The sequence below is a fragment of the Cellulomonas sp. 73-92 genome, assembly GCF_001898175.1.
Classification (GTDB): Bacteria; Actinomycetota; Actinomycetes; order Actinomycetales; family Cellulomonadaceae; genus Cellulomonas.
Map to the genome: position 1 here is coordinate 29,426 of NZ_MKTH01000006.1, position 21,473 is coordinate 50,898.

Annotated in this window: 24 protein-coding genes; 1 reads left to right on the forward strand and 23 read right to left on the reverse strand. The window is 74.9% G+C overall.

Features of this window, described 5'->3' with window-relative positions; translation table 11 throughout:
- Positions 1–5: 5 nt before the first annotated feature.
- The 7 genes from BGO37_RS02820 to rpsB all read right to left on the reverse strand — a co-directional run bounded on the left by BGO37_RS02820 (position 6) and on the right by rpsB (position 5,845).
- Complete coding sequence (locus tag BGO37_RS02820; protein WP_291752065.1) at positions 6–560, reverse strand: DivIVA domain-containing protein; 555 nt, start codon at positions 558–560, stop codon at positions 6–8.
- On the reverse strand, positions 557–1,735 hold the full coding sequence (gene rlmN / locus BGO37_RS02825; protein WP_291752068.1) for a 23S rRNA (adenine(2503)-C(2))-methyltransferase RlmN: 1,179 nt from the start codon (positions 1,733–1,735) through the stop codon (positions 557–559). The genes BGO37_RS02820 and rlmN overlap by 4 nt, the downstream gene beginning before the upstream one ends.
- Positions 1,732–2,571 carry a phosphatidate cytidylyltransferase gene (locus BGO37_RS02830; RefSeq protein ID WP_291752069.1) on the reverse strand — a complete coding sequence of 280 codons (840 nt, stop codon included), beginning with the start codon at positions 2,569–2,571 and terminating at the stop codon, positions 1,732–1,734. Before BGO37_RS02830 ends, rlmN begins: the two co-directional genes overlap by 4 nt.
- Entirely contained in the window at positions 2,571–3,128 is a 558-nt protein-coding gene (frr, locus tag BGO37_RS02835) for a ribosome recycling factor (protein ID WP_291752070.1), read from the reverse strand. The genes BGO37_RS02830 and frr overlap by 1 nt, the downstream gene beginning before the upstream one ends.
- Before the next feature lie 64 nt (positions 3,129–3,192).
- Entirely contained in the window at positions 3,193–3,933 is a 741-nt protein-coding gene (pyrH, locus tag BGO37_RS02840) for a UMP kinase (protein ID WP_291752072.1), read from the reverse strand.
- Between the two features lie 82 nt (positions 3,934–4,015).
- Positions 4,016–4,861 (reverse strand): translation elongation factor Ts, encoded by an 846-nt coding sequence (gene tsf / locus BGO37_RS02845; protein ID WP_291752074.1) that lies wholly within the window; start codon positions 4,859–4,861, stop codon positions 4,016–4,018.
- A gap of 48 nt (positions 4,862–4,909) precedes the next feature.
- A complete protein-coding gene (gene rpsB / locus BGO37_RS02850; RefSeq protein WP_291752076.1) occupies positions 4,910–5,845 on the reverse strand; it encodes a 30S ribosomal protein S2 in 936 nt (311 codons plus the stop codon).
- A 399-nt stretch (positions 5,846–6,244) separates the two neighbouring features.
- On the opposite strand from rpsB, the gene BGO37_RS02855 reads away from it, so the two are divergent.
- Positions 6,245–6,838: a M23 family metallopeptidase gene (locus BGO37_RS02855; protein WP_291752079.1), complete on the forward strand. Its 594-nt coding sequence runs from the start codon at positions 6,245–6,247 to the stop codon at positions 6,836–6,838.
- Between the two features lie 2 nt (positions 6,839–6,840).
- On the opposite strand, the gene BGO37_RS02860 is transcribed toward BGO37_RS02855, so the two are convergent.
- The 16 genes from BGO37_RS02860 to BGO37_RS02935 all read right to left on the reverse strand — a co-directional run bounded on the left by BGO37_RS02860 (position 6,841) and on the right by BGO37_RS02935 (position 21,471).
- Entirely contained in the window at positions 6,841–7,743 is a 903-nt protein-coding gene (locus BGO37_RS02860; protein ID WP_291752081.1) for a FliA/WhiG family RNA polymerase sigma factor, read from the reverse strand.
- A gap of 20 nt (positions 7,744–7,763) precedes the next feature.
- Complete coding sequence (locus tag BGO37_RS02865) at positions 7,764–8,693, reverse strand: tyrosine recombinase XerC (RefSeq protein WP_291752289.1); 930 nt, start codon at positions 8,691–8,693, stop codon at positions 7,764–7,766.
- Between the two features lie 285 nt (positions 8,694–8,978).
- Positions 8,979–10,148: a DNA-processing protein DprA gene (gene dprA, locus BGO37_RS02870; protein WP_291752084.1), complete on the reverse strand. Its 1,170-nt coding sequence runs from the start codon at positions 10,146–10,148 to the stop codon at positions 8,979–8,981.
- On the reverse strand, positions 10,145–11,665 hold the full coding sequence (locus BGO37_RS02875; protein ID WP_291752087.1) for a YifB family Mg chelatase-like AAA ATPase: 1,521 nt from the start codon (positions 11,663–11,665) through the stop codon (positions 10,145–10,147). Before BGO37_RS02875 ends, dprA begins: the two co-directional genes overlap by 4 nt.
- 1 nt (position 11,666) lies before the next feature.
- Positions 11,667–12,023: a YraN family protein gene (locus BGO37_RS02880; RefSeq protein WP_291752089.1), complete on the reverse strand. Its 357-nt coding sequence runs from the start codon at positions 12,021–12,023 to the stop codon at positions 11,667–11,669.
- Between the two features lie 121 nt (positions 12,024–12,144).
- Positions 12,145–12,468, reverse strand: a complete 324-nt coding sequence (locus BGO37_RS02885; protein ID WP_291752091.1) for a DUF2469 domain-containing protein — start codon at positions 12,466–12,468, stop codon at positions 12,145–12,147.
- Positions 12,469–12,475: 7 nt separating this feature from the next.
- Positions 12,476–13,213: a ribonuclease HII gene (locus BGO37_RS02890; RefSeq protein WP_291752095.1), complete on the reverse strand. Its 738-nt coding sequence runs from the start codon at positions 13,211–13,213 to the stop codon at positions 12,476–12,478.
- The gene (gene lepB, locus BGO37_RS02895) at positions 13,210–14,115 is read right to left on the reverse strand and encodes a signal peptidase I (RefSeq protein ID WP_291752097.1); all 906 of its coding nucleotides are present in this window, start codon (positions 14,113–14,115) and stop codon (positions 13,210–13,212) included. The genes BGO37_RS02890 and lepB overlap by 4 nt, the downstream gene beginning before the upstream one ends.
- 115 nt (positions 14,116–14,230) lie before the next feature.
- The gene (gene rplS, locus BGO37_RS02900) at positions 14,231–14,590 is read right to left on the reverse strand and encodes a 50S ribosomal protein L19 (RefSeq protein WP_291752100.1); all 360 of its coding nucleotides are present in this window, start codon (positions 14,588–14,590) and stop codon (positions 14,231–14,233) included.
- Positions 14,591–14,807: 217 nt separating this feature from the next.
- Entirely contained in the window at positions 14,808–15,590 is a 783-nt protein-coding gene (gene trmD / locus BGO37_RS02905) for a tRNA (guanosine(37)-N1)-methyltransferase TrmD (protein WP_291752102.1), read from the reverse strand.
- A 1-nt stretch (position 15,591) separates the two neighbouring features.
- Complete coding sequence (gene rimM, locus BGO37_RS02910) at positions 15,592–16,158, reverse strand: ribosome maturation factor RimM (RefSeq protein WP_291752104.1); 567 nt, start codon at positions 16,156–16,158, stop codon at positions 15,592–15,594.
- Between the two features lie 13 nt (positions 16,159–16,171).
- Entirely contained in the window at positions 16,172–16,411 is a 240-nt protein-coding gene (locus tag BGO37_RS02915) for an RNA-binding protein (RefSeq protein ID WP_291752106.1), read from the reverse strand.
- Between the two features lies 1 nt (position 16,412).
- Positions 16,413–16,856, reverse strand: a complete 444-nt coding sequence (rpsP, locus tag BGO37_RS02920; RefSeq protein WP_291752108.1) for a 30S ribosomal protein S16 — start codon at positions 16,854–16,856, stop codon at positions 16,413–16,415.
- Positions 16,857–17,003: 147 nt separating this feature from the next.
- Entirely contained in the window at positions 17,004–18,083 is a 1,080-nt protein-coding gene (locus tag BGO37_RS02925) for an amidohydrolase family protein (protein WP_291752110.1), read from the reverse strand.
- Between the two features lie 3 nt (positions 18,084–18,086).
- Entirely contained in the window at positions 18,087–19,688 is a 1,602-nt protein-coding gene (gene ffh, locus BGO37_RS02930; protein WP_291752111.1) for a signal recognition particle protein, read from the reverse strand.
- A gap of 10 nt (positions 19,689–19,698) precedes the next feature.
- The gene (locus tag BGO37_RS02935; RefSeq protein WP_291752113.1) at positions 19,699–21,471 is read right to left on the reverse strand and encodes a [protein-PII] uridylyltransferase; all 1,773 of its coding nucleotides are present in this window, start codon (positions 21,469–21,471) and stop codon (positions 19,699–19,701) included.
- Positions 21,472–21,473: the final 2 nt, after the last annotated feature.

A 21,473-nucleotide genomic window follows, 5' to 3' on the forward strand; every position in this document is an offset into this window, starting at 1 on the left:
GGTCCTCACTCGACGCCGAGCAGCACCTCGACGGCGCGCCCGCAGAAGGCGTCGACCGACGCCTCGTCGTAGCCGTCCTTGCCGTTGCGGCGGCGGAACGTCGCGGTGCGCACCTCGGCGGCCGTCAGCGGCGTGCCGCTGTCGAAGTACGCGACGAGGCGGTGGCACAGCGCGTCGACGTCCGCCGGCTCGTAGCCCTGCGCCCGCCCGGAGGGTGGCGCGAACCGGTCGCCGTCGGGCCGACCGAGCCGCCCGTAGAGCGTGCGCGCCTGCTCGCCGAGCTGGGCGAGCCACGCCTGCTGGCCGCGCTGCGCGATGAAGTCGGCGCGGGCGCGGGCGACGAACGCGGCCTCGAGCCGGTCGAGCGCCGCGTCGACGGCGGCGGTGACGTACCCGCCACGCACCATGTCGAACGACACCCGGCGCACGTCCTTGCCGGTCAGCGCGCCGCCGGGCCCGGCCTCGTACATCTGCCGGGCGTGCGCGAAGAACTCGTCCACCTCGTCGGGGTCGTAGCCGTGCCGCACGCTGGACACGGTGCGGAACATCCCGTCGCTCACTGCGTCTCCTCCTCGACTGCACGCCGGCGTGCGGTCGCTCGCATCGCCCGGACCTCGGACTCGTCGGCGGCCAGCTGCCCGCACGCCCCGTCGATCTCGCTGCCCCGCGTGTCGCGGACCGTCGTCGGGATGCCGTGCGCCCGCAAGCGTGCCACGAACTCCGCCTCCACCGCGGGATCGCTCGCCGTCCAGCGCGAGCCCGGGACGGGGTTCATGGGGATGGGGTTGCAGTGCACCCAGTGCTTGCCGCGGGCGAGCAGCTTCTCGGCGAGGAGGTCGGCCCGCCACGCGTGGTCGTTGACGTCGCAGATGAGCGCGTACTCGATGGACACCCGCCGGCCGGTGGCCTGGAAGTAGCGGTGGGCCGCGTCCAGCGCCTCGTCGACCGACCACCGGGTGTTGACCGGCACGAGCTCGCTGCGCAGCTCGTCGTCCGGCGCGTGCAGCGACAGCGCGAAGGTGACCGGCAGCCCCTCGCCCGCGAGCCGGTCGATCGCCGGCACCAGGCCGGCCGACGACACCGTCACGTTCCGCGCCGAGATGCCCAGGCCGTCCGGCGCCGGGTCGATGATCCGGTGCACCGCGCCGAGCACGGCGTTGTAGTTCGCCAGCGGCTCGCCCATGCCCATGAAGACGACGTTCGACAGCCGCGTCGGCCCGCCCGGCAGGTCGCCGTCGGCCAGGGAGCGGGCCGCGACCCGCACCTGCTCGACGATCTCGGCGGTCGACAGGTTGCGCGTCAGGCCCATCTGCCCGGTGGCGCAGAACGCGCAGGCGAGGCCGCAGCCGACCTGGCTCGACACGCAGAGCGTGGACCGCCCCGGGTAGCGCATGAGGACCGACTCGACGAGCGCGTGGTCGAACATGCGCCACAGCGTCTTGACGGTGGTCCCCCGGTCGGCCGTCAGGGTGCGGACCTTGTCCAGCAGCGGCGGGAACAGCGCCTCCGCGAGGGCGCCACGGGCAGCGGCCGGCACGTCCGTCATCGCGCCGGTGTCCGCGGTCAGGTGCGTGTAGTAGTGGGTGGCGACCTGCTTGGCGCGGAACGCCGGCAGCCCGAGCTCGGTGACGGCCGCCGCCCGCTCGTCGGGCCCCAGGTCGGCGAAGTGCCGCGGCGGCTTGCCCCGCGGCCCGCGGGCGGGCGACGACAGGTCGAGCCGCACCGACGTGCTCACGAGGCCGGCACCAGGATCGTCAGGACGAGCCACACCGCGGGCGCCGTCAGCAGCAACGAGTCGAGGCGGTCCAGCAGCCCGCCGTGGCCCGGCAGCAGGTGCCCCATGTCCTTCAGGCCGAGGTCGCGCTTGAGCATCGACTCCGACAGGTCGCCGAGGGTCGCGGTCGCCACCGTCGCCAGGCCGAGCACGACGCCGACGACCGGCTGCGCGTGGAACGCCACCTGCGCGCCGACTACGCCGACGACGCACGCGAGCACGACCGAGCCGGCCAGCCCCTCCCACGTCTTCTTCGGGCTGACGGACGGGGCCATCGGGTGCCGGCCGAGCAGCACCCCGACGGCGTAGCCGCCGGTGTCGGACGCGACGCCGAGCAGGACGAAGAGCGCCACCCGCGCCTCGCCGTCGGGCGCGGCCAGCATGAGCAGGGCGAACCCGGCCAGGAAGGGCAGGTAGGCGGTGGCGAACGCCGACGCCCCGGCGTCGCGCAGCGCGGGCCGTCCGGAGCCGTCCAGCACGCGCCAGACGACCGTGCCGCCGACCGTCAGCAGGAACGCGACGACGAGCGCCTCGGCCCCGGTCGTGTACGCCGAGACGAGGATGCCGACCGTGCCGACGAGCAGCGGCACCAGCGGCAGGTGCACGTGCGTGCGCGCGAACGCGCGGGCCAGCTCCCACATCGCCCCGCACACCGCGAGGATCACCAGGCCCGCGAACACGTCCTTGCGGATGAACAGCGCCGCAGCGACGGCCGCGAGCATGCCCAGGCCGACCGCGACCGCCACGGGCAGGTCACGGCCGGGGTTGGGGGTCCGGGCGGGGGCGAGCTGCGTCATCAGACCTCGAGCAGCTCGCTCTCCTTGGCGGCCAGCAGGTGGTCGACGAGGTCGACGTGCTTCTTCGTCAGCGCGTCGAGCTCCTTCTCCGCGCGGACCACGTCGTCCTCGCCGGCCTCGCCGTCCTTGACGATGCGGTCCAGCTGCTCCTTGGCGTGCCGGCGCACGCCGCGCACCACCACGCGGGCGTCCTCGGCCTTCGCCTTCGCCAGCTTGACGTAGTCCTTGCGCCGCTCCTCGGTGAGCTGCGGCAGGACGATTCGGATGACGCCGCCGTCGTCGGTCGGGTTCACCCCCAGGTCGGAGTCGCGGATCGACTTCTCGATCGCGCGCAGCGAGGACTTGTCGTACGGGCTGATGAGCACCGTGCGCGCCTCGGGGATGTTGAACGAGGCCAGCTGCTGCAGCGGCGTGGGGGTGCCGTAGTAGTCCACGTGCAGCTTGGAGAACATCGCGGCGTTCGCACGGCCGGTGCGGATCGTCGCGAACTCCTCCTTGGCGAACTCGATCGCCTTGTCCATCTTCTCCTCGGCCTCGAGGAGGGTGTCGTCGATCACGCCGAGCTCCTTCGTGCTGTGCGATCGGTTGAGAGAGCGACGCTCACGGTCGCCTGGCGCCGGGTCAGCGCGCGGTGACCAGCGTCCCGATCCTCTCACCCTCGAGCGCCCGGGTGACGTTCCCCGGCTCCTCGAGCCCGAAGACGACCATGGTCACGTCGTTGTCGCGGCACATGGACAGCGCCGTCGCATCCATCACCTCGAGGCCCTTCACCAGCGCCTCGGTGTACGTGAGGTGCTCGAGCCGGACGGCGTCCGGGTCGCGGCGGGGGTCGGCGCTGTAGACCGCGTCCACGCCGTTCTTGCCCATGAGCACCTCGTCGCAGTGCGTCTCGAGGGCGCGCTGCACGGAGACGGTGTCGGTGGAGAAGTAGGGCATCCCGGCGCCGGCGCCGAAGATGACGACGCGGCCCTTCTCCAGGTGCCGGATGGCCCGCAGCGGGATGTACGGCTCCGCCACCTGGCCCATCGCGATCGCGGTCTGCACCCGCGTGTGCACGCCGGCCTGCTCGAGGAAGTCCTGCAGCGCCAGGCAGTTCATCACCGTGCCGAGCATGCCCATGTAGTCGGCGCGGGCACGGTCCATCCCGTTGGTCGCCAGCTCGGCGCCGCGGAAGTAGTTGCCGCCGCCGACGACGATCGCCACCTGGACGCCGGCCCGCACCGCGACGGCGATCTCCGTGGCGATGCGCCGCACCACGCCGATGTCCACGCCGACCGCTCCCCCGCCGAACGCCTCCCCGGAGAGCTTGAGGAGCACCCGTCGCGCGGGTGCGGATGGGGTCTGCGGGCTCTCGGCGGTCACGGGTCCTCCACGCTCGGCGTCGTACGGCGGGTGCAGCCCCGCGCGGCGGCCCCGGGCTGTGGGGCCACCGCGCGGTGCCGGCTCAGGCGCCCACGCGGTAGCGGGCGAAGCCGGTGACCGAGCCACCGACCTCGGCCAGCACCTGCTGGACCGACTTCTTCGGGTCCTTGGCGAACGCCTGGTCGAGCAGCACGTTCTCCTTGAAGTACCCGACGAGGCGACCCTCGACGATCTTCGGCAGCGCGGCCTCGGGCTTGCCCTCGTTGCGGGCCGTCTCCTCGGCGATGTGCCGCTCGCTGGCCACGACCTCCTCGGGCACCTCGTCGCGCGACAGGTACGTCGGCGAGTAGGCGGCGATGTGGGTCGCGATGTCGCGGGCCACCGAGGCGCCCGCCGCGTCGGTGGCGACGAGCACGCCCACCTGCGGGGGCAGGTCCTTGTTCACCTTGTGGAGGTAGACGTCGACGTGCTCGCCGGCGACACGCGTCACGCGCCGCACGACGACCTTCTCGCCGAGCGTCGCCTGCACCTCGTCGACGGCGCCCTGGACCGTGGTCCCGTCGGTGTCGGCCGCGACGAGCGCGTCGGCGTCCGCGGCGCCGGAGGCCACCGCGGCGGCCAGCACGCGGTCCGCCAGCGCGAGGAACGGGCCGCTCTTGGCGACGAAGTCCGTCTCCGAGTTGATCTCGACGAGCACGCCGACCTCGCCGTCACCGGACGCGAGCGGGACGACCGTGGCCGCCACCAGCCCGTCCGAGGCCGCGCGGCCCTCGCGCTTGCCGATGCCCTTGAGGCCCTTGACCCGGATGATCTCCTCCGCCTTGGCGGAGTCGCCGCCGGCCTCCTCGAGCGCCTTCTTGACGTCGAGCATCCCGGCGCCCGTCTTCTCGCGCAGCGCCTTGAGGTCCGCCACCGAGTAGTTCGCCATCAGTCCTGTCCCATCCTGTCGTGCGGTCTGTGGGTGATCAGCGCGTGATCAGCGCTCGGTGCCGTCGGTCTCGTCGGCGATCGCCTCGGCGACCTCGTCGGCCACCGGCTCGACGACCGACTCGACGACCGGCTCGGCGGCCGGCTCGACGACCGGCTCGGCCTCGGGCTCGGCGGACTGCGCCGTCTCGGCCGCGGCGTCGGCCTCGGCACCGGCGAGCAGCTCCCGCTCCCACTCGGCCAGGGGCTCCGCCTCGGCGGCGGTCTCGCCCTCGGCGGCCGCGCTCGCGCCGGAGTGGCGCTTGAGCAGGCCGTCGGCGACGGCGTCGGCGACGACGCGGGTGAGCAGCTGGACGGCGCGGATCGCGTCGTCGTTGCCCGGGATCGGGTAGTCGACCTGGTCGGGGTCGCAGTTGGTGTCGAGGATCGCGACGACCGGGATGCCCAGCTTGCGCGCCTCGTCGACCGCCAGGTGCTCCTTGTTGGTGTCGACGATCCACACCGCGGACGGCACCTTGGCCATGTCACGGATGCCGCCGAGGGTGCGGGCGAGCTTGTCCTTCTCGCGGCGCAGGACGAGCAGCTCCTTCTTCGTCAGGCCCGAGGCCGCGACGTCGTCGAAGTCGATCTGCTCCAGCTCCTTGAGCCGCTGCAGCCGCTTGTGGACCGTGGTGAAGTTGGTGAGCATGCCGCCCAGCCAGCGCTGGTTGACGTAGGGCATGCCGACCCGCGCGGCCTGCTCGGCCACCGGCTCCTGCGCCTGCTTCTTGGTCCCGACGAAGAGCACCGACCCGCCGTGGGCGACCGTCTCCGAGACGAACTCGTAGGCACGGTCGATGTAGGTGAGCGACTGCTGCAGGTCGACGATGTAGATGCCGTTGCGCTCGGTGAAGATGAAGCGCTTCATCTTGGGGTTCCAGCGGCGGGTCTGGTGCCCGAAGTGGACACCGCTCTCCAGCAGCTGGCGCATGGTCACGACGGCCATGGCACGTCCTTCCGGCGCGGTCCCGGCTGGCGCCGGAGGCACGCGCACTCGTGCGGATCCCCGTCGTGGACGGGTCCCGCGGCTCGGTTGTCGGAGCCGGCCGGGTGGCCAGCTCCCCTGGCGCCTGCCGGGGCCCGCGCCGGGTGGGAACCCGGACCGCTGCGGACGACGGCCCCGTGCCGCACGCACGAGGCGGGCGGGACGGGAGGTGACGCGCGAAGTCGACCGGCTCGCACCGGTCGCCAGCACACTCTACCGGACACCCGCCCTGGTCCCGTGCCATCGGCGGGCCCGGCGGCGGCGCCGCCAGCCGACCCCAGCCCGGCCCCGGCACGGCCTCGTCCACCGGCGTGCGCCCCGCCGCCAGGCGCGCCCCGCCGCACCGTGCAGTCTCGCCCGGTGCACGCCAGCCGCGGCCCCGCCGCCACCCGCCCGCCCACTGCCAGCGGGCCTGTCGCCCGGCCGACCCGGCGGGCGATGTGCGCCTGGCTCACCGTCGCACTGACGCTGCTCGTCGCCGGCGCCGCCTCGGCCCCCTCCGGTCCGGCGACCGCCGCGGCGGGGCCGTCACCGGTCGTCGTCCGCTACCGCGCACCCACCGCGCTCCCGGTGCGCCTGGTCCGCGGGTTCGCCGCTCCGCCGCAGCGCTGGGCGGCCGGGCACCGCGGCATCGACCTCGCCCTGGACCCGGGCTCCCCCGTGCTCGCGCCGGCGGCGGGGACGGTGGCCGTCGCCGGCTGGGTCGTCGACCGCGGGGTCGTGACGATCGTCCACGGTGACGGCCGGCGCAGCAGCCTGGAGCCCGTGAGCCCGACGGTCGTCGTCGGCGCGCGGGTGGCGGCGGGCGAGGTCGTCGCGACGCTGTCCGACGGTCGCTCGCACTGCGCGGGCGCGTGCCTGCACTGGGGCGTGCGGCAGGGCCTGGACTACCTCGACCCGCTCACGCTCCTGCCGGACGGCGGCCCCGTGGTGCTGCTGCCGGACGGCCGGTGAGCTCAGGCGCGCTCGGCGTCGACGAGGTGCGTGCGGAGCCGCTGCATCGCCGCGGTGTGCATCTGGGAGATCCGGGACTCGGTGACACCGAGGGCGCGGCCGATCTGCGCCAGCGTCATGCCCTCGTAGTAGTAGAGGACGACGACCATGCGCTCCCGCTCGGAGAGCTGCTCGATGGCGCGGGCAAGCAGGTACGTCGTCTCCTGGGACTCGACGGAGCCGGCGGGGTCCTCCACCCGTTCGTCGCCCAGGGTGTCGCCCAGGCTGACGGCGCCGGGGCGGTCGTCGCCGCCGAGCATCTCGTCCAGCGCGACGATGTTGACGGTCGACAGCTGCGAGAACGCCGTCCGCAGCTCGTCCATCGAGACCTCGAGCTTGTCGGCGATCTCGGTGTCGGTCGGCGTGCGGTGCAGCGTCGCCTCGAGCTCGCCGTACGCGCGGTCGATGGCCCGCGCCTTGGTCCGCACGGAGCGCGGCACCCAGTCCATGGCGCGCAGCTCGTCGATGATCGCGCCGCGGATGCGGCTCGACGCGTACGACTCGAAGCGCACCGCGCGGCCCGGCTCGTACTTCTCGATCGCGTCGATGAGGCCGAACATGCCGCACGAGACGAGGTCGGCGTGCTCGACCATGCTCGGCAGGCGCAGCCCGACGCGGCCGGCGACCGCCGACACGAGCGGCGCGTAGTGCATGATCAGCCACTCGCGCGCGGCCTCGGCGCCGGTGGACTTCAGCTCGGTCCAGTGCGCCGCGACCACGTCGTCGCCGGCGAGGGCCGGGGGCACGTAGTCGGCGGGCGGCTGGTACCGGCGCGGCTGCGGGATGACACCGCGCGGCGCGGTCGGGGCCGTGCGGCCGGCCGGAACGTGCACGGGCGGGACGACGGTGTCGGCGTCGGTGCTCATCGGGGACTCCGTTCGGGCGCTCATGCGCGGGGGTGGGCGAGCTGGTAGGACGAGCGCAGGCGCTCGGCCGAGACGTGGGTGTACCGCTGGGTGGTGCCGAGGCTGGCGTGACCCAGGAGCTCCTGGACGCTGCGCAGGTCCGACCCGCGCTCGAGCAGGTGCGTCGCGGCGGTGTGCCGCAGCGCGTGCGGGGCGACGTCGTCGACGCCGGCACGGCGCGCCATCGCATGGACCGCGTCGCGCATCCGGCGCTGGTCGACCCGCCCGCCGCGAGCACCGAGGAACAGCGCATCGCCGGACGCGGCGTTGGCCAGCCGCGGCCGCGCCTGCGTCAGCCACACGGTCAGCGCGTCCGCCGCCGGCTTGCCGAAGGGGACCACGCGCTCCTTGTCGCCCTTGCCGAGCACGCGCAGCGACCGCGTCGCCAGGTCCACGTCCGTGAGGTCGGCGCCGCACAGCTCGCCCACCCGGATGCCCGAGGCGTACAGCAGCTCGGCGGCCGCCCAGTCCCGCACCGCGACGGGGTCGCGGTCGTCGGCCACCTCGGCGGCCTCGTCGAGCAGGGACGCCACGGCGTCCTGGCGCAGCACCGACGGCAGGTGGGTGGCCGTCTTCGCGGTCGCGAGCCGGACCGTCGGGTCCTGCGCGACCCGACCGGTGTGCGCCGCCCAGCCGAAGAACGTCCGGGCCGCGGCCGCCCGCCGCGCCATGGTCGCCCGTGACAGGTGCCGCGCGGCCATCGACGCGAGCCACGCCCGGAGGAGGCCCAGGTCGACGGCGTCGAGGGTGGCCCGGCCGTGGCGGCCGGCGAAGCCGAGAAGGTCGTCGAGATCGCCGAGATAGGCGCGCACCGTGTGCTCCGACAGTCCCCGCTGGGACCGCAGGTGCGCCGCGAAGTCGGCGTGCAGAACGGCGTACGGAACCGTGCGCTGTCGCGCCTGCTCCGACATCCCGGTCACCCGCACAGGCTTACCGTGACCGGTGCGGACCCGCAGATCAAGGGGGATCTGCAACGAAATGGGCACGCCATGGGCGAATGCGCCGCGAATGTCCGATTTTCGGGCCGGAATGGACGCACCCGGGACGCATTTCACCCGCTTGGAGTATTCAGGATCCGTGACCCCCCACCGCGGAGGCGACGCCCGAACGGCGTGTTGCGGCCGCCGGACCGGTGCGCCACGCGGCGGGGTGGTGACGGCGTCACCCGGTTGGCCGCCACCCGTCCGGCCGTGCGCTCACCGGCCGCGCGGCGGCCTGACCGCACGCCATCCGTCGTCCTTCCGGACCGCCAGGCCGGCCAGCTCGAGCAGCCCGAGCGCGCTGCGCACCGCCGCGCCGTCGAGGTCGGCACGCGCGGCGACGTCGTCCTCGCGCGTCCCCGTCCGCAGGCTCAGGGCGTCGTGCACCTGGAGGCATGCCGGGGAGAGCCAGGACGCGTCGTCGTCCCCGACCAGGCCCGGCACGGCGCTCCCCTGGCGGGCGCCGGTGGGCAGGAGCTCGATCACGTCCTCGACGTCCGTGACGCACACCGCGGCGCCCTCGCGCAGCAGCCGGTGGCAGCCGGCGGACGCGACCGACGTCACCGGGCCCGGCACCGCACCGACGGGTCGCATGAGGTCCACGGCGTGGTGGGCGGTCGACAGAGCCCCGGATCGCCAGGCCGCCTCGACGACCACCGTCGCGGCGGTCATCGCGGCGATGAGCCGGTTGCGTTGGAGGAAGCGCGACTTCGTCGGGAGCGCGCCCGGCGGCATCTCGGAGACCAGCGCGCCGCCGGCACCGACCGCCTCCTCGAACAGCCGCACGTTCCCGGCCGGGTACCCGCGGTCGACGCCGCCGGCCAGCACGACGAGCGTGGCGCCGTCGCCGGCGATCGCCCCACGGTGGGCGGCGGCGTCGATCCCGTAGGCCCCGCCCGAGACGACGACGACCCCACGGCGCACGAGCCCGTTCGCCAGGTCGAACGCCACCCGTTCGCCGTAGCCGGTGCTGGCGCGCGAGCCGACGACCGCGACGGCGGGCCGGTCGTGGGGCAGGGAGCCACGGCACCACAGCGCGAACGGCGCGCCGTCGCCGAGGTCGTCCAGCGCCGTGGGCCAGCCGTCGTCGCCGGGGACGACGAGCCGCCCGCCGGCCCGAGCGAGGTCCGTCAGGAGGGCGTCGACGGACACCTCCTGGCCGCGGGCCGCCCAGCGGTGGGCGGCGCCGACCAGGCGCAGGCGGCTCGGCCCGGGAACCCCGGGAAGGGCCGCCCAGTCGGGAGCGCCACGGCCCGCCGCGGCCACCCAGTCGACGGCCGCCGCCGCGCCGAGCGCCCGCACGAGCGCTCCGGCGAGCAGGTCCCCCGGCTCGGCGCTCGCCGACCACTGTGCGCGCGCCCGCCGCTCCTCGTCGGCGGTGCTCATGCGCCGTGCCCCCGGGTCCGCAGGTCGAGCGCCGCGCCCACGTCGGTCGGGCTGGGGGCATCCCTCCCGCCGAGGTCGGCGAGCGTCCACGCCACCCGGAGCACCCGGTCGACGCCCCGCAGCGAGAGCGTGCCGCGGTCGACGGAGTCGTCCAGCGCGCGCACCAGCCGACGGTCGGGCCCGAGCCGGGCCCGCAGCCACCCGCCCGGCACCTCGGCGTTCGTGCTCCAGCCGGTGCCGGCGAGCCGGTGCGCGGCGGCCGCCCTCGCCCGCCGCACCCGCTCGGCGACGACGGCCGACGACTCGCCCGGCCGGTCGCTGGACCGCGCGGGGACGACGTCCACCTGGAGATCGACCCGGTCGAGGAGCGGTCCGGACAGCTTGCCGAAGTAGCGGCGGCGCTGGTGCGGGGTGCACGTGCAGGTCAGTCCCTTGCCCACGGAGTTGCCGCACGGGCACGGGTTGGCCGCCAGCACGAGCTGGAACCGGGCGGGATAGCGCGCGATCCCGGCCGAACGGTGCAGCACCACCTCCCCGTGCTCGAGCGGCTGCCTCAGCGTCTGGAGCACCGCCACCTGGAACTCCGGGGCCTCGTCCAGGAAGAGCACGCCGCGGTGGGCGCGCGACGCGGCCCCCGGCCGCGGGATCCCCGAGCCGCCACCCACCACGGCGGCGGGAGTCGCGGTGTGGTGCGGGTTCTCGAACGGCGGTCGTCGGAGCAGGCCGTCGGCAGGGTCGAACACGCCGGCCAGGGAGTGCACGGCCGTCACTTCGACGGCCGCCACCTCGTCGAGGTCCGGCAGGAGGCCGGGCAGCCGCGCCGCCAGCATCGTCTTGCCGACACCCGGCGGGCCGACCATCAGCAGGTGGTGGCCGCCCGCCGCAGCGACCTCGAGGACCGCCCGTGCCGCGTCCTGCCCGATGACGTCGGCAAGGTCGGGGACGTCGGCCGTCGGCCGCGGCGGCACCAGCGCCGCGACGGGGTCCGCGTCGGGCACGTCGACGTCGGCGCCGTACCGGGCGGCGATCTCGGCCAGGCAGTGCGCGCCGACCACGTCCGCGCCGGGGACCAGCCGCGCCTCGGCGACGTTGCCCGCGGGCACGACGACCCGCGGCAGGCCCGCGGCCACGGCCGCCGCCACCGCCGGCAGCACCCCGCGCACCGGGCGCAGCCGGCCGTCCAGCCCGAGCTCGCCGAGGTGGACGGTCGCGGTCGCCGCCCGCGGCTCGACGAGGCCGGCGCCCGCGAGGATCGCCACCGCGATCGCCACGTCGAAGGCCGAGCCCGCCTTGGGGAGCGCCGCGGGCGACAGGTTGACGGTGATGCGCCGGTTCGGCCACGGCAGGCCGCTCGAGGTCACGGCGGCCCGCACGCGGTCGCGAGCCTCGGCGAGGGCGGCGTCGGGCAGCCCGACCAGCGTGAACGCCGGCAGCGACGGTGCGAGGTGCGCCTCGACGTCGACGACGTACCCCGACAGCCCGACGAGGCACACGGAGCGGGTGTGTCCGAGGAGCACGTCACACCACCCCGGTGAGGTGGTCGACGAGCGGTGCGCCGCGCGCGGGCACGACGACCGCGACGACGTCGACGCGCACCGAGGCCGGGTGCACGTCGTGCGCGGCGAGCCACCGGGCCGTCAGCCGGCGCACCCGCGCCAGCTTGTCGGGCGTCACGGCCAGCGACGGGGGGCCGAAGCGGTCCGACCGGCGCGTCTTGACCTCCACCGCGACGAGCTCGGTGCCGTCGAGGGCGACCAGGTCGAGCTCGCCGTCCCGGCAGCGCCAGTTGCGGTCCAGCACGGTCCAGCCGAGCGCGACCGCGTGCCGCGCCGCGACGTCCTCCCCGTACCGCCCCACGGCGTCCTTCGCCCGCACGGCCACCACCTCCGGGCGCACACGGTGCCGCGGGAGCCGACGCAGGCGAGCACGGGACGACGAGGCCCGCGCGCCGAGCGAGTGAACGGCCGGGCTGTGGTCGGCTCGGCGATGGGCTCGCCTACCGGGCGAAGCCGGCGCTGCCCCCGAGGTCGAGCTCGGCCTTGGCGAGCTCCTCGACGTTGACGTCCTTGAACGTCACCACCCGCACCGACTTGACGAAGCGCGCCGAGCGGTACACGTCCCACACCCAGGCGTCGGCGAGGGACACCTCGAAGTAGACCTCGCCCGCCGCGGACCGCACCTGCAGGTCCACCTGGTTGGCCAGGTAGAAGCGGCGCTCGGTCTCCACCACGTAGGAGAAGAGCCCGACGACGTCCCGGTACTCGCGGTACAGGGCCAGCTCGGCGTCGGTCTCGTAGTTCTCCAGGTCCTCGGCACTCACGCGCCCATCATCCCCCAACGAGGTCGGCGCCGGCGACGTCCTCGTCCGAGGCGGGCAGGGCGATGTCCTCGCACGGCTCCCCCGCGCCGGGCAGGTGCCACGACCGCCGGTGCAGCACGCACGGCCCGAGCTCGCGCAGCGCCGCCAGGTGCTCGGGCGATGCGTACCCCTTGTTCTCGGCCCACCGGTAAGCCGGGAACGAAACGGCAAGGGAGGTCATCATCGAATCACGTTCGCACTTGGCCAGCACGCTCGCCGCGGCGACGCTCGCGCAGGAACGGTCCGCCTTGATCCGCAGGTGGACGCGCGGGGCGTCGTCGGCCGGCTCGTCGTCGAAGAGCGTGGGCGTGCCGGTGAGCCAGTCGTGGTTGCCGTCGAGCAGCACGGTGTCGACGGGCCCGACGACGAGCGACACCTGCGCCAGGGCGCGGCGCCCGGCCAGCCGCAGCGCCCCCATGATCCCGATCGCGTCGATCTCGTCGGCCGAGGCGTGCCCCACGGCCCGCGCCAGCCCCCAGCGCGACAGCGCCGGCAGCAGCGCCTGACGGGCGGCCTGGGTCAGCAGCTTGGAGTCGGCCACCCCCGGCGGCGCCGAGCGCGTGCGCGCGTCGACGACGACGACCCCGACGCTGACCGGGCCGGCGAGCGACCCGCGGCCCACCTCGTCCATCCCGGCGACCAGGCGGGCGCCGTCACGCAGCAGCTGGCGCTCGTGGCGCAGGTGCGGGACGACGAGCGGGCTCATGACGGGTTGGGCACGGACGCGAAGGTGGCGCCGGGGTTGCGCAGCACGGTCCAGCGGTCCGCGGGCCAGACGATGACGAAGGCGGTGCCGACGACGTTGGCCTCGGGGATCGAGCCGCCACCCGGGTTGCCCCGGTGGTAGCGCGAGTCCTCCGAGTGGTCACGGTTGTCGCCCATCACCCACAGCGAGCCGGCGGGCACGGTGGTGTCGAACGCCATGCCGCACGGCTGTGAGCCCGGGGCGAGGTAGGGCTCGTCGAGCGCCACGCCGTTGACCGTCACCTGGGACGTCGGGCCGGTGCAGACGATGTGGTCGCCGGGCAGCCCGATGATCCGCTTGACCAGGTGCTGGCCCGCGTCCACGGGGCGCAGCCCGATGAACGTCAGCACGTCGTTGGTGACGCGCTGGAACCCGGTGACCGGGACCGTCGGCTGGTCGGCCAGCCACCCGCCCGGGTCCTTGAACACGACGATGTCCCCGCGGTGGACCTGCAGCGGCCCGGGGGCGAGCTTGCTGACGAGGATCCGGTCGTCCTCGACGAGCGTGTTGTTCATCGAGGGCGACGGGATCCAGAACGCCTGGACGAGGAACGTCTTGACGAGCAACGACAGCACGAGCGCGCTGACCAGCACGATCGCGGTCTCGCGGAGCCAGGACAGCGGCCCGCTGCGGGCGGGCTGGGCGCGCCGCGCCCGGTCACCGCGGTCCCGGCGCGCACCACCCTCGGCCGGTCCGGGTGCGCCGGCTGCCACGCCGGACGGCGTCGGGCCGGCTGGGGCGGTGCCTGCCGCCGGGACCTGCGGATCCGACCCGGCGGGGCTTGTCGCACCGGGGGCGCCGGCGACCCGGGGCGCCCACACCGGCCGCTCGGGCACCGGCCCGTCGGGGTTCCACTCACTCACCCGCACAGCCTCGCACGCCGGATCGGGTGCCGACGCACGGCGTCGCCGACCGAGACCTGCGAAGGACGACGGAGGGGCGGCCCCGTGACGGGACCGCCCCTCCGGAGGACCGGGCTCAGGCCTGCGGCGTCGTCTCGCGACGCTCCTTGATCTTGGCCTTCTTGCCGCGCAGGTTGCGCAGGTAGTACAGCTTCGCGCGCCGCACGTCGCCGCGGGTGACCACCTCGACGGAGTCGACCGTGGGGGTGTGCACCGGGAAGGTGCGCTCCACGCCGACGCCGAAGCTGATCTTGCGGACCGTGAACGTCTCGCGGACGCCGCTGCCCTGGCGCGCGATGACGACGCCCTGGAACGCCTGGATGCGGGACCGGTTGCCCTCGACGACCTTGACGTTCACCTTGACGGTGTCGCCGGGCCGGAAGTCGGGGACGTCGTCGCGCAGCGAGGCCGCGTCGAGCGAGTCGAGGGTGTGCATGGTGGTGTCGCTCTCTCGCCCTGCCGCGGGTCAGGGACGTCGTCGGACCGCCCTCGCCGCTCGTCGTGCATCGGTGAGCGGGGCGGGAGGTTCAAGTGACGGTCGGTGCGGTCCGGGAGACCCGAGGCGCCTTTCCGACCCCTCCTGCGGCAGAGGGCGGGTGCGCACACCAGCGGACCAGTGTGCCATACCGCCCCGGCGCGGCTCCAACCGGGGATCAGGCCGGGCGGACGAGCTCGAGGTGGTTGCCGACGACGACCCAGCCGAGCCGGCCGAGCGTCTGCCGGTCGTGCTTGTCCAGCGCCGCGACGTCGAGCCGTGCGAGCAGGTCCGGACGGCGCTCCGCGGTGCGCTCCAGGGCCTCGTCGCGGCGCCAGCGCTCCACCTTGCCGTGGTGGCCCGAGAGGAGCACGTCGGGCACGTCGAGGCCCTCCCAGGCGGCGGGCTTCGTGTACACGGGGTACTCGAGCAGGCCGTCCGCGCCGTGCGACTCCTCGACCAGCGAGTCCGGGTTGCCGACGACGCCGGGCAGCAGGCGCGCCACCGCCTCGACGACGACGAGCGCGGCGACCTCTCCCCCGTTGAGCACGTAGTCGCCGAGCGACAGCTCGGTCACCGGCAAGCGGTCGCGGTAGTGCTCGACGACGCGCGCGTCGATCCCCTCGTACCGGCCGCACGCGACGATCAGCCGGTCCTCGCCGGCCCACGACTCGGCGTGCCGCTGCGTGAACGGCTCCCCCGACGGCGTCGGCACGACAAGCCGCGCCGGCCCGTCGGCCAGCAGCTCGTCGAGCGCGCGGCCCCAGACGTCCGGGCGCATCACCATGCCGGCGCCGCCACCGAACGGGGTGTCGTCGACCGTGCGGTGCCGGTCGGTGGTCCAGTCCCGCAGGTCGTGGACGCGCACGTCCAGCAGCCCGGCCTGGCGGGCCTTGCCGACGAGCGACAGCTCGAGCGGCGCCAGGTACTCCGGGAAGATCGTGACGACGTCGACGCGCACGTCAGCCTCGCGTCTCGTCGTCGGACACGACGAGGTGCTCCGCGTCCGAGGCGAGCAGCCCACCCGGCGGGTCGAGCACGACGCGCCCACCGGAGACGTCCACCACCGGCACGATGGCACGGACGAACGGCACGAGCGTGCGGGCGCCGTCGGGCTCGCGCAGCAGGAGCAGGTCGTGCGCCGGGGCGTGCTCCAGCCCGACGATCTCGCCCAGCAGGCGACCGTCCGTGCCCTCGGCGCGCAGCCCGGCGAGCTCGTGCGGGTACCACGCGTCCACGTCGTCCCCGTCGTCCCCGTCGTCCTCCGGCTCGTCGCCGGCGTCGACGACGAGGGACACGCCGGTCAGCGCCTCGGCCGCCGTGCGGTCACCGACCCCCTCGAACACGACGAACCAGCGCCCCTGCTGCACGCGGGAGCGCTGGATCGTCAGTGGACCGGCGGACGCCGGGTCGGTGGTCAGCACGGCGCCGACGACCAGCCGCTCGTCGGGCACGTCGGTGCGGACGTCGAGCGCCACCTCGCCACGCAGGCCGTGCGCACGGCCGATGCGGGCGACGGTCAGCAGCACGACGCGGGCCCCGTCAGCGACGGTCGACGTCGACGACGTCGACGCGCACGGTCCCCTCGGACGACAGGGCGTTGACGACCGTCCGGAGTGCCCGCGCGGTCCGACCGCCCCGGCCGATCACGCGGCCGAGGTCGTCGGGGTGCACGCGCACCTCGAGCAGCTCGCCGCGGCGCAGCGTGGCCGAGCGGACCTGCACGTCGTCCGGGTGGTCGACGATGCCCCGCACGAGGTGCTCGAGCGCGTCGGCGAGCACGTCAGGCCTGCTCGTCCTCGGCGGCGGCCTCGGCCGTCTCCTCGGCGGGGGCCTCGACGACCGGCTCCTCCGCCTTCTTGGCCGAAGCGGTCGCCTTGACCTTCTCGGCGTCGGCGGCGGCCGCCTCGACCGCAGCCTTCGGGTCGACCTTGCCGGCCTTGACCTTCAGCGTGCCCTCGGCGCCCGGCAGGCCCTTGAACTTCTGCCAGTCACCGGTGACCTTGAGCAGCACGACGACCTGGTCGCTGGGCTGCGCGCCGACGCCGAGCCAGTACTGCGCACGCTCGGAGTCGACCTCGATGAGCGAGGGCTCCTCGGTGGGGTGGTACTTGCCGATCTCCTCGATCACCTTGCCGTCGCGGCGGGCGCGGGAGTCGGCAACGACGATGCGGTAGTACGGCGCGCGGATCTTGCCCAGGCGCTTGAGGCGGATCTTGGTGGCCACGAGCGGATGTTCTCCTGATGTCTGTGGGTGGTCTCGCCGTCGGGCCCGTGGGGATGGGCGCCGGTCCGACCGGGGACGCGGCCGGGCGCAGGTAGAGGGGCTGCGCCAGCCGAGTACAGCGGACCATTGTGCCAGACGAGCGGACGGCTACGCGACGCGCGTCCCGCGCAGCACGACGGCGGTCGGCGCGGCCAGGACACGGATGTCCTCGCGCGGGTCGGCGGGGTAGACGACGAGGTCGGCGGGGGCGCCCTCCGCCAGGGCGGGCGCCCCGAGCCAGGCGCGTGTGCGCCAGCTCGCCGCGGCGACCACGGCGGAGGCCGGCAGCCCCGCCGCGACGAGCGCCGCGGCCTCGTCGGGCAGCCGCCCGTGCCCGATGGTGCCGCCGGCGTCGGTGCCGACGAGGATCGGCACGCCGGCGTCGAACAGGTCGCGCAGGTGGCGGTGGCGGCGGGCGTGCATCTCGCGCATCCGCGCCGCGTACACGGGATACCTCGTCGCGGCGGCGGCGATCTCCTCGAATCGGTCCACCTGCAGCATCGTCGCGGTCACCGGGATGCCGGCGGCGGCGATCCGCTCGATCTGCTCCGGGGACGCGCCGGTGGCGTGCTCGAGGCAGTCGACCCCGGCGTCGAGGAGGGCGTCGATGGTCTCGGTGGCGAACGTATGGACCGTGACCCGCGCGCCGGCGTCGTGCGCGGCGGCGATCGCCGCCGTGACGAGCTGGTCGGACCACAGCGGGGTCAGGTCGCCGGGGCCGTCACGGTCGATCCAGTCGCCGACGATCTTCACCCAGCCGTCGCCGCGCGCCGCCTCCTCGCGCACCGCGCCGGGCAGCTCCTCGGGAGCGCGCAGCTCGCGGCCGTAGTACCGCAGGTAGCGCTTGGGCAGCGCGAGGTGGTGCCCCGCGCGCAGGATCCGCGGGAGGTCCGCCCGGTCGTCGATCCAGCGCGTGTCCGAGGGCGAGCCCGCGTCGCGGACGAGCAGCACGCCGGAGTCGCGGTCCGCGAGCGCCTGCCGCTCGGCCGTCGCCGCGTCGACCGCGCCCGTGGCCGCGAGGCCGACGTGGCAGTGGACGTCGACGAGGCCCGGCAGCACCCAGCCGTCGAGCTCGTCGTCCGCGCCCCCGGCAGGCCGGGAGAAGGTGACCCGGTCGCCGACCACCCACGCCTCGCCCGCCGCACGCTCGTCGCCGAGCAGCACCGGGCCGCGCAGGTGCAGCGTCATCGGTCAGCGGCCGCCGAACAGCTTGCCGAAGCTCGTCGGGTCGAACTCGCCCGGGTCGGCGGGTGGCTTCCCCTGGCCGAGGCCGAACGCCGAGCCGGGAGCCGTGGGGGCGGCCGGGGCACCCACCTGGCGGTTGGCGGCCTGCTGCTCCTGCAGCGCGCGTTTCGCCGGGTTGCCGGACTTGCCCTTGGCCTTCTTCGGCGGCGGCGCCTGGCGGCCGCGGGCCTTCTTGCCCGAGCCCGGCATGTTGCCCAGGCCGGGCATGTTCCCGCCGCTCTTCGCCATCTGGCGCATCATCTTCTGCGCCTGGTCGAACCGCTCGAGCAGCTGGTTGATCTCGCTCGGCTGGGTGCCCGAGCCGCGGGCGATGCGGGCCCGGCGGGAGCCGTTGATGATCTTCGGGGTGTCGCGCTCCGCCGGCGTCATCGACTGGATGATCGCCTGGATCCGGTCCACCTCGCGCTCGTCGAACGAGTCGAGCGCCTCGCGCATCTGGCCCATGCCGGGCAGCATCCCCAGCATCTTCTTCAGCGGGCCGGCGTTGCGCAGCTGCTGCATCTGCATGAGGAAGTCGTCGAGCGTGAAGTCCTCGCCGGCGGCGAGCTTGCCCGCCATCCGCTCGGTCTGCTCGGCGTCGAACGCCTTCTGCGCCTGCTCGATGAGCGTGAGGACGTCGCCCATGTCGAGGATGCGCGAGGCCATCCGGTCGGGGTGGAACACCTCGAAGTCGCGCAGCTGCTCGCCGGTCGAGGCGAACAGGATCGGCCGGCCGGTGACCGTCGCGACCGAGAGCGCGGCGCCGCCGCGGGCGTCGCCGTCGAGCTTGGACAGCACGACGCCGGTGAACCCGACGCCCTCGGCGAAGGCGTTGGCCGTGGCGACCGCGTCCTGGCCGATCATCGCGTCGACGACGAAGAGGATCTCGTCGGGCTGCACCGCGTCCCGGATGTCCGCGGCCTGCCGCATCATCGCCTCGTCGACGCCGAGGCGGCCCGCGGTGTCGACGATGACCACGTCGTGCTGCTTGTCGAGGGCGAACGCGACCCCGTCGCGCGCGACCGCGACCGGGTCGGCACCGAGCGGCAGCGTGTCGAGGTCGACCGCGGCCTGGTTGCCCGGGTGCGGCGCGAACACCGGCACGCCGGCGCGCTCCCCCACCACCTGCAGCTGGGTCACGGCGTTGGGCCGCTGGAGGTCGGCGGCGACGAGCACGGGGGTGTGCCCCTGCTCCCGCAGGTGCACGGCGAGCTTGCCGGCCAGGGTCGTCTTGCCCGCGCCCTGGAGGCCGGCGAGCAGGATGACCGTCGGCGGCCGCTTGGCCAGCGTCAGCTGGCGCGTCGACCCGCCGAGGATCGCGACGAGCTCGTCGTGCACGATCTTGACGACCTGCTGCGCCGGGTTGAGCGCGCCGGACACCTCGGCGCCGAGCGCGCGCTCGCGCACCGCGGCGGTGAACTGGCGGACCACGGGCACGGCGACGTCGGCGTCGAGCAGCGCCCGGCGGATCTCGCGGACGGTGGCATCGACGTCCGCCTCCGACAGCCGACCCCGGGTGCGCAGGTTCCGGAAGGTCGACGTCAGTCGGTCGGAGAGGTTGTTGAACAAGGCGCCTCACTCAGTCGGACGGACGCCCCAGGGTACCCGCCAGCCGGGCCGTGGCCCGGGCGACGAGCTCGTCGACGAGGGTCGCCCGCCACGAGGTCCACGCCGCGGGACCGGCCGCCGACGCGTCGGCCTCGACGAGCGCGCGCAGCAGCTGCAGCAGGTCCTGGCGGTGGTCGACCGCGGCCAGCAGCCGGTCAACCGTCGCGGGGTCCGCCGGGTCCTCCTGCGTCGCCAGGTCGGGCAGCGTGAGGTGCTCGCGGACCAGGCGCGCGACGTCGGCGGCGACCTGGTCGCCGAACCCCATCCGCACGACGATCGGGCCGGCCAGGCGCGCCCCCTCGGCGGCATGGTCGCCGCCACCGGCCCGCTTGCCGATGTCGTGCAGCAGCGCCGCCAGCAGCAAGGTCTCCGAGCCGTGCCACTCCTTGCCCACGCGCGCCACCGTCTCGACGAGGTGCCGGTCGACCGTGTGGCGGTGGATCGGGGACCGCTGCGGCCGGTTCCGCACGCCGGCCCACTCCGGGATCCAGGTGGTGACGACGCCGGCGAGGTCCAGCGCCTCCCACACCGGCACCTGCGCCTGACCCGACCCGAGCAGGGCCACGAGCTGGGCGCGGGCCGGCTTGGGCCACGGCACCGGCAGCGGCGGCGTCGCCTCGAGGCTCGCCACGGTGACCGGCGACAGCACCAGGCCCGTCCGCGCGGCCGTCGCGGCCGCGCGCAGCGACAGCACGGGGTCGTCGGCCGGGCGGGCGTCGGCGGCCAGCACCAGCTCGCCGTCGTGCTCGACGAGGCCCTCGGCGATCGCGCGCAGGCGCGGTGGCTGGCGCCGGCCGCGCACGAGGAAGGGCGGCGCCGGACGCTGCAGCGCCTGGCGGGCGCTGCGCACGGTCGTGTCGACCGCGTAGGAGATGACGCGGCCGGCCTCCGCGATCGAGGCGAGCAGGTCGTCACGGTCGTCGAACCCGACCCGCGCGGCGACCTCGTCCTGGTCGGCCAGCAGCAGGCGGTTGGTGTGCCGGCCGGTGACGACCTGCACCGCGTCCCGGACGTCCAGCAGGTGGTGGTAGGCGGCGTCGACCGCGCCGTGCGGCCGGTCGGTCAGCCAGGTGGCGGCCAGCGCGGAGAGCACCACGGCGTCGCGGATGCCGCCGCGCGCCTCCTTGAGGTCCGGCTCCAGCAGGTAGGCGAGCTCGCCGAAGCGCTCCGCCCGGCCCTTCGTCGAGGAGAGCAGCTCCGGCAGCCGACGACGAGCCGCCGACCGCCAGTCCTCGAGGAGCGCCGACATCGCCCGGGCGACGACCACCGGGTCGCCGGCGACGTGCCGCAGCTCGAGCAGCCCGACCGCCGCGGGCAGGTCCTTGCTCGCCACCTGCCGGCACTGCGCCAGCGAGCGCACCGAGTGGTCGAGGTCGAGCCCCGCGTCCCACACCGGGTACCAGAGCCGCTCGGCGAGCCGCTGCAGGTCCTCGGGCGACCGGCCCCGGCCCTCGTGCACGAGGAGCAGGTCGAGGTCGCTGATCGGGGACGCGTCCCCGCGCCCGATGCTCCCGACGGCGCCGAGCGCGAGCCCGGTCGTGTCGAGGTCCGCGGTCGCGGTCTCCCACAGCTCCCCCAGGCGCTGCACGACGAGGTCCGCCACCGCACGCCGGCGCGCGACGCCGTCGGTGCCGGGGCCGGCCAGCGACGCCGCGAGCTCCAGGCGCTGACGCCGCAGGTCCCGCACCCCGGGAGCGGGGTACGGGACCTGCGGGCCGGGCGGTGCGCTCGGCCGAGCGGTCACAC

Bases quoted from the DNA above. Each gene is read 5' to 3' on its own strand.
- BGO37_RS02865 (WP_291752289.1), bottom strand. From the start codon at position 8,693: ATGTCGGAGCAGGCGCGACAGCGCACGGTTCCGTACGCCGTTCTGCAC.
- BGO37_RS02860 (WP_291752081.1), bottom strand. From the start codon at position 7,743: ATGAGCACCGACGCCGACACCGTCGTCCCGCCCGTGCACGTTCCGGCC.
- BGO37_RS02925 (WP_291752110.1), bottom strand. From the start codon at position 18,083: ATGACGCTGCACCTGCGCGGCCCGGTGCTGCTCGGCGACGAGCGTGCG.
- dprA (WP_291752084.1), bottom strand. From the start codon at position 10,148: ATGAGCACCGCCGACGAGGAGCGGCGGGCGCGCGCACAGTGGTCGGCG.
- BGO37_RS02830 (WP_291752069.1), bottom strand. From the start codon at position 2,571: ATGACGCAGCTCGCCCCCGCCCGGACCCCCAACCCCGGCCGTGACCTG.
- tsf (WP_291752074.1), bottom strand. From the start codon at position 4,861: ATGGCGAACTACTCGGTGGCGGACCTCAAGGCGCTGCGCGAGAAGACG.
- rplS (WP_291752100.1), bottom strand. From the start codon at position 14,590: ATGCACACCCTCGACTCGCTCGACGCGGCCTCGCTGCGCGACGACGTC.
- BGO37_RS02890 (WP_291752095.1), bottom strand. From the start codon at position 13,213: ATGAGCCCGCTCGTCGTCCCGCACCTGCGCCACGAGCGCCAGCTGCTG.
- rpsB (WP_291752076.1), bottom strand. From the start codon at position 5,845: ATGGCCGTCGTGACCATGCGCCAGCTGCTGGAGAGCGGTGTCCACTTC.